At 45.9% G+C, this 14,240-nt stretch carries 10 protein-coding genes; 4 read left to right on the top strand and 6 right to left on the bottom strand.

The genetic code is table 11. The features are described 5' to 3' along the window. Positions 1 to 10: 10 nt before the first annotated feature. Both DSM107010_RS07410 and DSM107010_RS07415 read right to left on the bottom strand, forming a co-directional pair. Positions 11 to 3,313 (bottom strand): PAS domain-containing sensor histidine kinase, encoded by a 3,303-nt coding sequence (locus DSM107010_RS07410; protein ID WP_127022682.1) that lies wholly within the window; start codon positions 3,311 to 3,313, stop codon positions 11 to 13. A 282-nt stretch (positions 3,314 to 3,595) separates the two neighbouring features. Then, entirely contained in the window at positions 3,596 to 4,645 is a 1,050-nt protein-coding gene (locus DSM107010_RS07415) for an ATP adenylyltransferase family protein (RefSeq protein WP_241994153.1), read from the bottom strand. On the opposite strand from DSM107010_RS07415, the gene DSM107010_RS07420 reads away from it, so the two are divergent. Beyond that, positions 4,644 to 4,910, top strand: a complete 267-nt coding sequence (locus tag DSM107010_RS07420) for a hypothetical protein (RefSeq protein ID WP_127022688.1) — start codon at positions 4,644 to 4,646, stop codon at positions 4,908 to 4,910. The genes DSM107010_RS07415 and DSM107010_RS07420 overlap by 2 nt on opposite strands. Here DSM107010_RS07420 and DSM107010_RS42100 read toward each other — a convergent pair. The 4 genes from DSM107010_RS42100 to DSM107010_RS41145 all read right to left on the bottom strand — a co-directional run bounded on the left by DSM107010_RS42100 (position 4,882) and on the right by DSM107010_RS41145 (position 8,578). Next, positions 4,882 to 5,952, bottom strand: a complete 1,071-nt coding sequence (locus tag DSM107010_RS42100; protein WP_106169104.1) for a calcium-binding protein — start codon at positions 5,950 to 5,952, stop codon at positions 4,882 to 4,884. The two genes, DSM107010_RS07420 and DSM107010_RS42100, sit on opposite strands and share 29 nt — an antisense overlap. Positions 5,953 to 6,005: 53 nt before the next feature. Beyond that, positions 6,006 to 6,971: a calcium-binding protein gene (locus DSM107010_RS07430; protein WP_106169105.1), complete on the bottom strand. Its 966-nt coding sequence runs from the start codon at positions 6,969 to 6,971 to the stop codon at positions 6,006 to 6,008. 760 nt (positions 6,972 to 7,731) lie between these two features. Next, positions 7,732 to 8,361: a calcium-binding protein gene (locus DSM107010_RS42105; RefSeq protein ID WP_277871318.1), complete on the bottom strand. Its 630-nt coding sequence runs from the start codon at positions 8,359 to 8,361 to the stop codon at positions 7,732 to 7,734. Further along, complete coding sequence (locus DSM107010_RS41145; RefSeq protein WP_277871317.1) at positions 8,312 to 8,578, bottom strand: calcium-binding protein; 267 nt, start codon at positions 8,576 to 8,578, stop codon at positions 8,312 to 8,314. The genes DSM107010_RS42105 and DSM107010_RS41145 overlap by 50 nt, the downstream gene beginning before the upstream one ends. A gap of 658 nt (positions 8,579 to 9,236) precedes the next feature. Here DSM107010_RS41145 and gcvT point away from each other — a divergent pair. The 3 genes from gcvT (at position 9,237) to gcvP (ending at position 14,226) form a co-directional block, all read left to right on the top strand. Continuing rightward, entirely contained in the window at positions 9,237 to 10,370 is a 1,134-nt protein-coding gene (gene gcvT / locus DSM107010_RS07440; RefSeq protein ID WP_106169106.1) for a glycine cleavage system aminomethyltransferase GcvT, read from the top strand. Positions 10,371 to 10,487: 117 nt separating this feature from the next. Then, positions 10,488 to 10,877, top strand: a complete 390-nt coding sequence (gcvH, locus tag DSM107010_RS07445) for a glycine cleavage system protein GcvH (protein WP_015157278.1) — start codon at positions 10,488 to 10,490, stop codon at positions 10,875 to 10,877. A 364-nt stretch (positions 10,878 to 11,241) separates the two neighbouring features. Further along, positions 11,242 to 14,226 carry an aminomethyl-transferring glycine dehydrogenase gene (gcvP, locus tag DSM107010_RS07455; RefSeq protein WP_106171017.1) on the top strand — a complete coding sequence of 995 codons (2,985 nt, stop codon included), beginning with the start codon at positions 11,242 to 11,244 and terminating at the stop codon, positions 14,224 to 14,226. The last annotated feature ends 14 nt before the right edge of the window (positions 14,227 to 14,240 follow it).

Raw genomic sequence — 14,240 nt, forward strand, 5'->3', positions numbered from 1 at the left:
TGTTCGCTCTCTACTCTCCACCCCTCACTCCCAGTCTTGGTAACGAGAAGAAGAACGTTGCTCCTTTATCTATTTCTCCTTCTGCCCATACTCGCCCGCCATGACGGTGTATGATGCGCTGAACATTAGCTAATCCTACTCCCGTACCTTGAAAGTTGGGGTCGCTGTGCAGGCGTTGAAACACTCCAAACAATTTATTTACGTACTGCATATCAAAACCGATACCGTTGTCTCTTACGAAAAATACCACCTCCTGAGACTCTGATAAAATTTGACTCCCAATAGTAATTTCTGTCTGCGAGTTTAACTTAGTATATTTAAGCGCATTTTCAATCAGATTCCGCCATACTAACCGTAACATTGCCGGGTCGCCCTGAACGCTCAGTAAGGCTTTAATCTGCCAGGAAATTTGGCGTTTCTTAGTTTCTAACTCTAGTTCTTGCAATACCTCCTGCACCAGTAAATTCATATCAATATTGGTAAAGCGCATTTCCATGCGTCCCATGCGGGAGAAGGATAATAAGTCATCGATCAACTTGCCAGCTAGTTGAGTCGTGTCCACAATGATATTGAGGTAGCGCTGACTTGTCTCATCTAGCGTGGTGTTGGATTTAATGCGCTTTTGTAGCAGATCGACAAATCCGGCAATGTGACGCAATGGGGCGCGGAGATCGTGGGAGACTGAGTAGGAGAAAGATTCTAATTCTTGGTTAGCGGCTTCAAGTTGTGCCGTGCGCTGCCTGACTCTTTCTTCCAAAGTTGCGTTCAGTTTATGCAGAACTTCTGCTTGTTTGCGCAGTTTGTGTTCTAAATGTTTGCGTTCGGTGACATCATGTCCCACTGCATATAACAGTTTTGATTCAACATCGGGTACAGAACTCCAAATCAGCCATTTGTAAGAACCATTTTTACATAAAAAACGATTTTCAAAGTTGATAGTAATAGCTCCAGTTGAGAGTTTTTCGACCTCAGCAAGAGATTTTTCTCGATCTTCTGGATGAATCAAATCGATATATGGTGTCTGAAGAATTTCCTTTTGAGTAAAGCCGAGAATGGTTTCAAACGCAGGATTGATCCGCTTAAAATAACCATCTAACCCAGCGATACAAAGCATATCTAAGGAAAGTGTAAAAAAGCGATCGCGTTCGATTTCAGCATGTTTGCGATCGCTAATATCTAAAATAAATGCGACTGACTGTTCCCGATTTTCCCCCAGCAAGGCATAACCCAGCATCACAAAAACCCGCGTTCCATCTTGGCGAATATACTCTTTTTCATAGGGCGTACAAGTTCCCTTAGTTCGTGCCTCGGCAATTCTCTCAGCATCCAATGGTAAATATTCTGGGGGAGTCAGATCGTTCCAGCGCACTCTACACGCCTCTAAATCGGCACGAGTGTAACCAATAATGTGCAAAAAGGCATCATTGGCATAATTTATTCCGCCATGAATGTCTCCGTATAAAATGCCGATGACATCTGATTCGACAAATAGTCGTAATCTAGCTTCACTCTGACGCAATGCATTTTCTGTCAACTTGCGATCGCTCACATCAGCTGCCATGCTGATAACCAATCGTCTACCATCTGCCAGACGACCCAAGGGAGCAGAACTAAAATCCCAAGTCCTCTTTTCTCCCTGCTTGGTAGTAATTGAGAATTCCCCTTCTTCTAGCCTTCTGTCTAAGCTGTACAAGCGCTCTATGCTTGCTTTAACTGTATCTTTCGCTGCTCCATAAGCTTTTTCCGTCCAAGCTGCAATTGTGGGAATTTCATCAGCAGTGTAACCGGATAATTCCGTCCAAGCTTGGCTAATTTGTACGACTTCGCCATCTTCGGCATGGATAACGATTGGAAATGGTGCATTGACAACAGCACGGCGAAAACGTTCTTCACTTTCACATAAAGCAATTTCAGCTTGTTTGCGTTCTGTCAAGTCAATCACAAAGCAAGCACTATAGCCGTTTTCTCCACCCTCAATTTGAGTAATACCAAGCAGAATCGGCACGCGAATCCCGTCTTTACGAATATACTCTTTTTCAAAGGGAGAACAAGCACCATATGCTTGAATTTCTGCGACTCTCTGTCGATCTAATGCTTCATACTCTGGTGGTGTCATGCGATTCCAATATAGCTTTCCTGCTTCCAACTCGGTACGGGTGTACCCCATCATGGAGAGAAAAGCGTCATTGGCTTCAAAAATTCGCCCGCTAAAGTCACCAAAGTAGATGCCAATGATATTTGATTCTACTAGCCTTCTAAACTTGGCTTCACTCTCCTGTAAAGTGGCTATTGTGCGTTGACGATCGCGATCTATTCGGTTCAAAGATCTGGCATTGTGCCAAATTACACTGATATAGACCGCAATTAGCAATAATACCAGCAGTGCGATCGCGAAACCTGGATCGTAGAGTTTCCAGCGGTATCCCTGCAAAATCAGCCAACCCAAAATTATTGGAATTGCGATCGCGCTAGGAATCAGACGACGCGCAACTATGCCCCCATTCAATTCGCTTGTGACAACTGCCATAAAACCGCGATCGAGATCTACCAACAACGTACCTGCACCGAGCAAGAGAAAAATTATTGCCGTGTGCCAACTCATTGATGTGGAGTAGACAATAAACCGATAAAAAACTTCTACGCCATAGGCATATCCTATGAGAGCAAGTAAGGCAATTAAAATAACAGCAAGACTTAAAGCTTGAGCCAAGAAAATGCGATCCCCCCCTGCCCCCCTTAAAAAGGGGGGTGGAAAAGGTGGGTTTGTCTCCCTTGATAGGTGAGATGGAACAGGTGGATTTGTCTCCCCGGGAACGGAGGATTGACTTGCCCCCCTTTGTAAGGGCGGTTGGGGGAATCGAACAGCCAACAGCCACAGCGCCCCGCCTAGCAGCACAAAATTCAAAGCAGTATTATCTGCCATGCGACCAGGATAAGGATTTGCTGGAGACAACGGTAAATCTCGAACCAGCAACTCATCAATCCCCAAATTCCAATTAAATATGTATTGGCAAAGAGTGAGCAAACCAATTAAGGCGACAGCAGCAGCGCAAATCTTGGCAATTAGGGAGTCGGGAGTCGTTATTCTAGTAGGGGCGCACAGCTGTGTGCCCCTACCATTGCGAACAAACAAAGACACGCCAGCTAAAATAAAAGCCACGGCTGTATTAGCTTTCATCGTGGCTGTGCCTAGAATCGCGCTTTTGAAAATGGCAATATCAAATATCCAGCCAATCAGAGTTAGACAGCCAACACCAAACGCGATCGCGCTAGCAACTCTTACTAGTAATTGACTGTGACGCAAGTTAGCCATATGTTTCTGTCTCAGGTTGAAAGCGATCGCTTGCTATGCCAAAACAGTGTCACCATTCTACTGCTCACTCCAACGCCGACAGAAACATCGCTCCCTCTAAAACTTAACTTAAGGGAGACAGCCACTCTGAATAAATCTCTCCTACGATAGATATATTCAGTTGTCAGTTATCAGTTGTCAGTTATCAGTGAAGAAAGGGTGTGGGACGTGGGGTGTGGGAAATTTGTTGTTGGTTGTTGGTTGTTAGTTATCGCTCCTCTGCTCCTAGTCTCCTCTGCTCCCTCAGCTCTCTTCTCCTTTGTCCCCCTTGTCCCCCTTGTCCCCCTTGTCCCCCTTGTCCCCCTTGTCCCCCTTGTCCCCCTTGTCCCCCTTGTCTCCCTTGTCCTCTTCTTCCCGACTCCCGACTCCCGACTCGCTTTTCAATATTCCCACCTGACTCAACACGCGCATCGGTCCTAATTCTTTTAAGATTTGCATTTGTCGATCGTTACGCACGAACATTGTGCCAGCAAATCCCAAAGAGTTGATGGCAATCGACTCAAAGCTTTCTTGGGAACGGGGAATCAGCAGCATCCATTGGCGCGTTACGAGCAAGTTGTAAGCTCCTGCTTGGATGTTCTTCGAGCCGATGTCATGCTTTAGCCCCACTGCATTGAGCATTTGGTAGTAATAATTGAGCGTTACTGTGGCAGCTGCTTGAGGAGATTTTGTTTGAATTGGTTCTAGTTGTACGAAAGCATGGACAAAAGGCAAGCTGGGTAGAGTTTCGACTGTACCGCGATTAGTAGTTACCAACAAAGGTTCGAGGGGAATTTGAGGAAAATCTGCGGGTGTGAGTGGCAGGGGAACGATCTGCAAATGTTTGTGACGTTGGCTTGCGCCTGCTGTCTTGCCACCGTTATAGAATGTCAGTCCGTTAAATTCCGCCAGACATACCCACATGGCAGTAAAATCAGCGAGAGTTAGTAAGGCTTCTTGTTCTTCAAAGGCGCGGGTAATTAGCAACAGGTGACAATCGACGACATTGAATTTGTTTAACAAACAAACATGAGTTTCGGAGATGTCTGCTACGTATAAGTTTTTATCGTAGGGTAGAAAGGGATTAAAGTCTTTATCAGTCGTAGCATTTTGCCGATCCTGTTTTTGCTTTGCCTCGTCTTTGCGATTGAGATTGGTGGCTGTTCTGACCAGGAAACGCACGCCTTGCTGTTCTACAAACTGATATTCGGTGGGAATGGTGACTAGAGCCCCGCGTTCAAGGGCATGTTGGGTTATTGCGATCGCCCTATCCAGTAGCGTCCCAGGTTGTAGTATTATTCCGCGTGCATTCATGTCCTCTTGCATTATCAAATTTTGGATCGGCAGCGTAACTTTAGGGTTTGTCACCCTAGCTTTACCCAATAATGTACTCGATCGCCGCGCTCTAACACAAAATAACTCTTGTCGTATGATGGTACGCGATCGAGGTAGGCGATCGTACAGTCAGAGCAGTTTTCAATTGGGTAAAACACACGCTCTGTATGGGCGCACAGCCGTGCGTCCATACAAATGTCACTCACAGACAGCAATTAACTATACCGAACGTACTCGTCGCTAATCTTGAAGTAGGACGCATTCAGATTTATAGAATCGGGTGAAATACCCTGCAAGATCGCAATCAGATTTGGTTGGGTTTCTCCTACATTATTTGCATAGATTGCCGTGCCTGCTGGCAAGCCTTCCGGTGCTGCGCCCAAACTGTATTCAATTATGTACTGAGATTCAGTTACAGGGCGGTTGGTTTTTGCCAAAAAGATTGTATCTTCATACTTATTGAAGTCAGTTATCAAAGCGTAGCTATCCCCTGCTTCATAGTAAGTTCCTGAACCAGGTCTTCCGCCACTACCTGCAAGGACAAATGTATCTTTTCCCGATCCTCCTGTTAAAACATCTTTCTCTGAATCGCCACGGCTGGAATCAACAGTACCGCGTAACCATCCACCACCAGCACCAATCAAGAGATCGTCCCCAGATCCTCCATCTAAAACATCACTCCCGAACTCGCCAACTAATATATCTTTGCCATTACCTCCATATATGCGATCGTTGTCGTCTTTTCTCACACCATAATCAGGACCAGAAATGACTCCATAGCCATCGCCAGCCAGGAGATCGTCGCCATCATCGCCATAAATCGAATCGTTACCATAGCGACCGTAAATCGAATCGTCACCAGCACCGCCATAGATGCGATCGCTGTCACCAGTTCTGATTCGATAATCGTCGAGATCTCCTACTATTACATCGTCGCCTTGACCACCATAGATGACATCTTCACCAAATCCACCCTCTATATAGTCATTGCCGTTGCCTCCCTGTAAGGTGTCGTTTCCGTCGCCACCGTATAGCTTGTCATTGCCACTGCCACCGTACAACGTGTCATTACCGCTGCCACCCCCCAGAGAATCGTTATCTTCGTCACCACATAAGGTATCGTTACCATCTCCACCACTTAGAGAGTCGTCACCCGCTCCACCATAAAGGAGATCGTTGCCTTTGTTCCCATCAATAAAATCTTTTCCAGCTTTGCCATAGATTCTGTCGTTGCTATCTGTACCAGTTAAGGTATCGTCTAAGTTCGTACCAAAGATATTTGCCATGTCATCAGCCTTTAATCTTAATTAGTCTACGTAGCAATCAAAAAAACTAGCACTTAGGAAATCTGGAAATAAGACCCGCTTAAACTTACGGAGTCGGGAGAAACTCCTTGCAAGATCGCAATGAGATCTGGTTGCGCTCCTAAGTTGTTCGCATATATTCCCGTTCCCTGCGGTAAACCTTCCGGTACTGCACCCAGACTGTATTCGATTGTGACTGGGGGATAGACTACGGGACTGCTCTCAGTTTTGGCTAGCGAGATGACATCTTCGTTCTTGTTGAAGTCGGTAATGAGAGCGTAGTCACCATTGCCATTACCTATGTAAGAAGGTCCTACACCAGACCGTCCAGAGCCTCCCGTAAGGATAAATGAATCTTTTCCCGCTCCACCTGTCAGAGTATCAATTTCACCTCTGCCACGACTGACATCACCATCCCAGTGAAATACTCTTCCTCCAGCACCATTGATGTAGTCGTCTCCATCGCCTCCATTTAAAGAGTCGTTACCGAACTCTCCAACTAAGGTGTCTTTGCCTTTACCACCGTACAAGCGGTCGTTATCATTGCTGCTATTACCGATGAGTCCGCCGCTGATGATGTCATCGCCATCCTCACCATAAATTTCGTCGCTTCCAGCACCACCAGCAATGCGATCGCTTCCAGCACCACCATAGAGGCGATCGTTGCCTACCTCACTGTAGTAATCGCCATAAATTTCGTCGTTACCAGCACCACCATAGAGGCGATCGCTCCCAGCACCACCATACAAGGTGTCGTTATCAGCTCCTCCTTGCAAGTTATCGTCACCAGCACCACCATAGAGGCGATCGCTGCCGTTACCACCATACAAGGTGTCATTTCCGTCTTCACCTTTGAGGGTGTCTGCACCATGACTACCATCTAAAATGTCGCCACCTAAACCGCCAGATAAAGTATCGTTTCCAGCTTTGCCATAAATTTTGTCGTTGCCATCCGTACCAGTTAAGGTATCGTCTAAGTTCGTACCAAAGATATTTGCCATGTCGAGCAACCTTGAATTCTAAGAATTCTAATTAGTTTATGTAGATGTTTTTACCCTGCGATCGCCTTTCAAATTGCCACAACAAAACTATCCAAATAGTGTTTGGTTTTCAATGAATTAAAGCGTTAAATATATGCCCAGCCAAAAACTAGTAAGCGATCGACTTACTGAAGTTAATTGATGCAATCCTCGATAAATTATCGCGCTTTGTCTTTACTTACAAGCAACACAGTCGATCTACAAAAAACTGGATATTTTGCAAGTTAAACTGATGCGGTAATACTGACAATATAATGCTATTTCTACGTTATGTCATCTCATTTATCATATTTTTTTAACAAATGTTTTTGTCCATTTTTCTCTATTTGAATAAGCTAAAAAAGCCTAGCCATTAACTAAGATAGAACGTATCAATTTTAGCTGTAAACTTTCCGTGGTAGCTGTTAATAGTTAATACTTGATGGTTGATAGCACTGAATAACGTACATCGAAGAACCATTTCTCAATAGCCAAAGTGACAAGCTTATGACTTAGATAGAATTCGCTACAGCACGAATAGAGTTAAATCAAGTGAAAATACTGAGACATAAATAAAACGTTAGTTTATCTACTAAAATTAGAGCGGAGCGGTCGCGTGAATGCTACACAAAATTACCGAGTTTTTTTAACTCAGTGCGCCGCGATATAGATAGGCGATCGCAATTTTGGCAAGTCAGCGATCGCCTTGTTCAGTTAAGCTTGAGTAAGGCAAAACTGATTATTAAGAATACCGAACATACTGGAAGTAGGATGCATTCAAATCAAGCGTGTCGGGAGAAACACCTTGCAAGATGGCAATTAGATCTGGTGCTGCACTCGTATTGTTAGCAAATTGAGCGTAAATTCCCGTTCCCGATGGCAAACCATCAGGCGATGCACCCAAACTATAGGTGACATCTGTAAACAGAAATGATGGTCCAGAGATATCATTGCTACTGAGTGTAATGATATCTTCATTCAAATTAAAGTCAGTAATTAAGGCATAGTCGTTGTTGCCATAGCGATAGGAAACACCTCGACCATCGCGTCCAGCACCACTGGATTCAAGTCTAAACTTATCTTTTCCGGCTCCACCTGTAAGGGTATCAATTTCGTTAGATCCGCGACTGGCACTACTAAATAGCTCTAGTCCAAAACCACCCGCACCATTGATGATGTCATCTCCAGCTCCACCATTGACAACATCGTTACCAAACGAACCTTCTAAATCATCGTTCCCATAGCCGCCGTATAAGCGATCGTTACCGACATAACCGTTGAGAAAGTCATTACCTGCATCGCCGTACAAGGTATCGTTATCATTACCCCCCGTACAAGGTATCGTTACCGCTACCCCCGTACAAGGTATCATCACCTGCATCGCCATTCAAAAAATCGTTATTTTCATTGCCATATAAGGTGTCTTTGCCATCTCCACCCAACAGGCGATCGTCACCTACTCCACCATAAAGGAGATCGTTGCCTTTATTCCCGTTAAGGTTGTCATTTCCGGCTTTGCCATAGATTCTGTCGTTGCCGTCTCCACCAGTTAAGGAATCGTCTAAATCTGTACCAAATATTACGGACATGATGTCAATCCCTCACTCAAAATAGTCGTAAATCGTAAAAAGTTAGTCTTGGTGTGTCTCAATTGCCAGCACAAACTTGTCATCCATAAACCATAGGAATGACTGAGTTTTGCTGGCTATTTCATGCGGGTAGGATACAAAGCCAGTTTTTATATTTCCCGAACCAACCCACTCAGTTTACATATTCTTTATATTTTGCGATCGCTATCTTTATATATTTGGGATTTTCAGAAGAAATATTCGTATCTAACGTGTTTGTGCCTTAGATATCTGTATTTCAAGCCCTTGTTTTATGTATAAAACAAAACACAGTAAACTTATGTTTTTTAAATTTGACTATAAAAAAAGTGAGTGCGATCGCAACTTTGGAAAAAATAAATATGTATAAACACGAGTAAATAGACAATTATTAAACCTTAAGAAAGCTACGATCTATAACCAACCTTTTTTGTCGAAATAAGTTCCACTTTTTGTAAAAAAATACCGCTCTACATGCATAAGCCGATAGAGGAAACAAATTTCCTGATTTTTCTTAATCATCTTACTTAAATTCAGAAAAAGTGTATTTTGATACTTGGGAGAACAATCTTGACTTTCCCGTACACCTAATGTTTCCGTAGGATAGATAAAAGATTCACCTACAACGACAAGACTATCTGTGGCTAATCAAGAAGAAACTGCCCTACCTCTAGCGCAAACACCCCTCTATCACCTCGCTTTAGAGCTGAAGGCAAGGTTAACGAGTTTTGGTGGCTGGGAAATGCCCGTGCAGTTTGTTGGGATCGGACAAGAACATGCTGCGGTCAGGACAACGGCGGGAATGTTTGATATTTCCCACATGGGTAAATTCGTCCTACGGGGAAAACAGCTAGTCGCTCAACTGCAAAACTTAGTCCCATCCGATTTGAGTCGGTTGCGATCGGGAGAAGCACAGTACACGGTGCTATTAAATCCGCAAGCCGGAATTATCGATGACATCATCTTCTACTACCAAGGGGAAGATAATGACACGCAGCAAGGAGTATTGATCGTCAATGCGGCAACCACCAGTAAAGATAAAAAATGGTTGTTGCAACACCTCGACCCAGAGCAGATAGAACTACAAGACATTTCACGCCAGAAAATCTTAATTGCAGTGCAAGGACCGCAAGCTGTAGCACATTTGCAAAACTTGGTAGAAGCAGACTTATCTCAAGTCAAAGCCTTCGGGCATTTAGAAACCAAGATCTTAGGAGAACCGAGTTTTATGGCTCGGACTGGTTATACCGGAGAAGATGGATTTGAAGTGATGTTAGAACCAGAAGCAGGCGTGAAGGTGTGGCGATCGCTCGCTCAAGCCGGAGTCATTCCCTGTGGACTAGGGGCGAGAGACACCCTACGATTAGAGGCAGCTATGGCACTTTACGGACAAGACATTGATGATAATACCACTCCCTTAGAAGCAGGTTTAGGCTGGCTCGTCCACCTCGACACCAAAGGCGACTTTATCGGGCGCGATATCCTAGAGCAACAGAAAACAAACGGAGTTTCACGACGATTAGTAGGGTTGCAAATGCCAGGGCGACACATTGCCCGCCACGGATACCAAGTCTTATCTGAAGGTAAAGTCGTAGGAGAGATTACCAGCGGCACTTTATCCCCTACTTTAGGCTATCCGATCGCCCTTGCTTACGTTCCTACACCCCTCAGCCAGCCAGGGCAAACCTTAGACGTAGAAATCAGAGGTAAGACCTATCCAGCGGTAGTTGTGAAAAAACCCTTCTATCGGGCTAAGAATCGTCCGGGGAAATAAATACTTGATTTTTTGTAGAGACGTAGGATGCTACGTCTCTACAAATAGATAGGCGATCGCGTCTATAGTAAAGCATATTAATTAACGATAGATCCGCGATTTGGTTGAGGAACTGACATGGAGTTGGAATATCCAAGCGACCTAAAATATCTTGACTCGCACGAATACGTCCGCATGGATGGCGATATCGCTACGATTGGCATTTCTGCTTTTGCTGTCGATCAGCTAGGTGACATTGTATTTCTGGAACTTCCTGAAGTTGGCGATCGCGTCACTAAGGGAGAAACCTTTGGTTCTGTCGAATCAGTCAAAGCCGTAGAAGATATGTACTGCGCCGTGACTGGTACGGTCGTCGAACGCAATGAAACTGTGCTGGAGACACCAGAACAACTAGCGGACGATCCCTATGGCGAAGGCTGGTTACTGAAAGTGCGTGTCGAAGATGCCAGCGAATTAGACGAGGCGCTAACTGCTGAAGAATACCGTACCCAGGTAGAGGGAGCGTAGCGAGGGGCTGGGTAAACAAGGGGGACAAGGGGGACAAGGGGGACAAGGGAGACAAGGGAGAGGGGGGAGACAAGGGAGACAAGGGAGAGGGGGGAGACAAGGGAGACAAGGGAGAGGGGGGAGACAAGGGAGACAAGGGAGACAAGGGAGACAAGGAGCGATAACTAACAACCAACAACCAACAACCAACAACAAATTTCCCACACCCCACACCCCGTACCCTTTGTTCACTGATAACTGGTCACTGGTCACTGGTCACTGATAACTGCTCCCTGCTCCCTGATTAACAACTGACTTCTTCGATAACTGAGAACCGAACGAAATATTGCAGAATATTAATAAGACACTACTGGAGAAGCTATTTGTGGTACTAGACAGTCCTCGTATTCAACGCGATCGGCAGCAAAAACAAATAAGCAGCGAGTCAATTTCATTTCGACAAAGACACATTGGACCTCAACCGATTGAGGTTGAGCAAATGCTAGAAGTGTTGGGGCTACCGACCCTTGATGCTTTGATTGACCGGACAGTGCCGCAAGCCATTCGCCAACAGCGATCGCTGCAATTGGAAGGCGATCGCAGCGAACATGCGGCTTTGGCGCAGTTAAAGGCGATCGCCTCGAAAAACCAAGTATTTCGATCGTTTATTGGTATGGGATATTACGGCTGCATTACTCCACCAGTAATTCAGCGCAATATTTTGGAAAACCCAGGCTGGTACACTGCTTATACTCCCTACCAACCAGAAATTGCTCAGGGACGACTAGAGGCGCTGCTGAATTTCCAAACGACAATTATTGACTTGACGGGGTTGGAAATTGCTAACGCTTCTTTGCTGGACGAAGGCACAGCCGCCGCCGAAGCCATGACTATGAGTTATGGTCTGTGCAAAACGAAGGCAAAAGCTTTCTTTGTCTCTCAGAACTGCCATCCGCAGACAATTCAAGTCGTGCAGACCCGTGCTAGACCACTGGGAATTAACGTGATTGTTGGCGACCACCAAACTTTTAAGTTTGACGTGCCAGTATTTGGCGTGTTGCTGCAATATCCAGCCAGTGACGGTACGATTTACGACTATCGGGCATTTGTGGAACAAGCCCATGCTGCCGGGGCATTGGTCACTGTCGCCGCCGACCCTTTGAGTTTAACTTTATTGACTCCCCCAGGAGAGTGGGGTGCTGATATTGCGGTAGGCAGCACGCAGCGCTTCGGCGTACCGATGGGTTATGGCGGACCCCATGCAGCATATTTCGCCACGAAAGAAGAATTTAAGCGACAAGTTCCAGGGCGGATTGTCGGAGTTTCTAAAGATATCCACGGGAAAACAGCCTTACGCCTAGCACTACAAACTCGCGAACAACATATCCGCCGCGACAAAGCCACCAGTAATATTTGCACGGCGCAGGTCTTACTGGCAGTCATGGCTTCGATGTATGCTGTGTATCACGGTTCCCAAGGACTGAAGCAAATTGCTACCAGAATCCACAAACTTACAGCAATTTTGGCAGCAGGATTAAAGCAGCTAGGCTATACCATCAGTTCAGAATCTTTCTTCGATACATTACGAATTAATTTGGTCAGTCATAACTTAGATGATATTTTGCAGGCTTGCCAAGCTAAGAAAATCAATATACGAATATTTGATGAAAAGTCTGTAGGTATCTCTTTAGATGAAACGATCGCAGAAGCCGATTTAACCGACCTATTCGAGATTTTCGCAGGTAATGACAGCCTACCCTTCACCATCGAAGAATTGGGGGCGGGTTTGACAGATCGATCTGGGGGTAGTCAGAGATCTCGGCAAAACCCGCCCCTACAAGCACCCACAGAACTGACTCGCACCAGCGAATTTCTCACCCATCCTGTTTTCAATCGCTACCATTCGGAAACAGAATTGCTGCGATACATTTATCGATTGCAGGCAAAGGATTTGTCCTTAACAACATCGATGATTCCCTTGGGTTCCTGCACGATGAAACTGAATGCAACGGCAGAGATGATGCCCGTCACCTGGCAGGAATTTGGCAATCTGCATCCGTTTGCCCCACTGTCGCAAACGCGAGGGTATCAGATTTTATTTCAACAGTTAGAAGCATGGTTAGCGGAAATTACGGGTTTTGCTGCGGTTTCTCTGCAACCTAACGCTGGTTCGCAGGGTGAATATGCTGGTCTGCTGACGATTCGACACTACCATGAAAGTCGGGGAGAAGGACATCGGAATATTTGTTTGATTCCCCAATCTGCCCACGGTACGAACCCAGCTAGTGCGGTGATGGCGGGGATGAAAGTGGTGGCGATCGCCTGTGACGAACAAGGTAACGTAGACATAGAAGATTTGCAGGCAAAGGCGGAAAAGCACAAAGACGAACTCGCCGCGTTGATGGTGACATATCCCTCCACCCACGGCGTGTTTGAAGAACAAATTAAAGACATTTGCGCGATCGTCCATGCCTACGGCGGACAAGTCTACATGGATGGGGCAAATCTCAACGCCCAAGTCGGTTTATGTCGCCCTGGGGATATTGGGGCAGATGTCTGTCATCTCAACCTGCACAAAACCTTCTGTATCCCTCACGGTGGTGGTGGTCCTGGGATGGGTCCAATTGGTGTAGCAACTCACCTCGCCCCCTTCCTCCCTGACACTTCTATTGCCCAAATCAGTAGCGATACTCATCCCTCACTCCTCACTCCTCACCCCTCCAAGATTGGAGCTATTTCCGCTGCACCTTGGGGGAGTGCTAGCATCCTGACAATTTCGTGGATGTACATCGCCATGATGGGCGGTGAGGGGTTAACAGAGGCGACTAAAGTAGCAATCCTCAACGCCAACTACATCGCCCGCAGACTAGAGCCATACTACCCCGTACTGTACAAGGGTAAAGCTGGTTTTGTCGCCCACGAGTGTATTTTAGATCTGCGATCGCTCAAGAAAACTGCCTCAATTGAAGTCGAAGACATTGCCAAACGCTTGATGGACTACGGCTTCCACGCCCCAACAATTTCTTGGCCCGTTGCAGGGACGATGATGGTAGAACCCACAGAAAGCGAATCGAAGGAAGAATTGGATCGATTCTGCGATGCCATGATTGCGATTCGCCAGGAAATTGCTGAGATTGAAGCAGGTAAGGTCAGTCGGGAAGATAATTTATTAAAAAATGCTCCCCATACTGCCGAAAGCCTGCTAGCAAGCGATTGGCAACATCCTTACACCCGCGAACAAGCCGCATATCCCGCCCCCTGGACGCGAGAACACAAGTTCTGGGTTGCCGTGGGACGAATTGATAGTGCTTTTGGCGATCGCAATTTCGTCTGTTCCTGCCAACCGATGGAGGCGTATTCTGGGGTGTAGGGTATAGGGTGTGG

It is taken from the genome of Chroococcidiopsis cubana SAG 39.79 (assembly GCF_003991895.1).
Classification (GTDB): domain Bacteria; phylum Cyanobacteriota; class Cyanobacteriia; order Cyanobacteriales; family Chroococcidiopsidaceae; genus Chroococcidiopsis; species Chroococcidiopsis thermalis.

Bases quoted from the DNA above. Each gene is read 5' to 3' on its own strand.
- DSM107010_RS07410 (WP_127022682.1), bottom strand. From the start codon at position 3,313: ATGGCTAACTTGCGTCACAGTCAATTACTAGTAAGAGTTGCTAGCGCG.
- DSM107010_RS07420 (WP_127022688.1), top strand. From the start codon at position 4,644: ATGTCCTCTTGCATTATCAAATTTTGGATCGGCAGCGTAACTTTAGGG.
- DSM107010_RS07415 (WP_241994153.1), bottom strand. From the start codon at position 4,645: ATGAATGCACGCGGAATAATACTACAACCTGGGACGCTACTGGATAGG.
- DSM107010_RS42100 (WP_106169104.1), bottom strand. From the start codon at position 5,952: ATGGCAAATATCTTTGGTACGAACTTAGACGATACCTTAACTGGTACA.
- DSM107010_RS07430 (WP_106169105.1), bottom strand. From the start codon at position 6,971: ATGGCAAATATCTTTGGTACGAACTTAGACGATACCTTAACTGGTACG.
- DSM107010_RS42105 (WP_277871318.1), bottom strand. From the start codon at position 8,361: ATGATACCTTGTACGGGGGTAGCGGTAACGATACCTTGTACGGGGGGT.
- DSM107010_RS41145 (WP_277871317.1), bottom strand. From the start codon at position 8,578: ATGTCCGTAATATTTGGTACAGATTTAGACGATTCCTTAACTGGTGGA.
- gcvH (WP_015157278.1), top strand. From the start codon at position 10,488: ATGGAGTTGGAATATCCAAGCGACCTAAAATATCTTGACTCGCACGAA.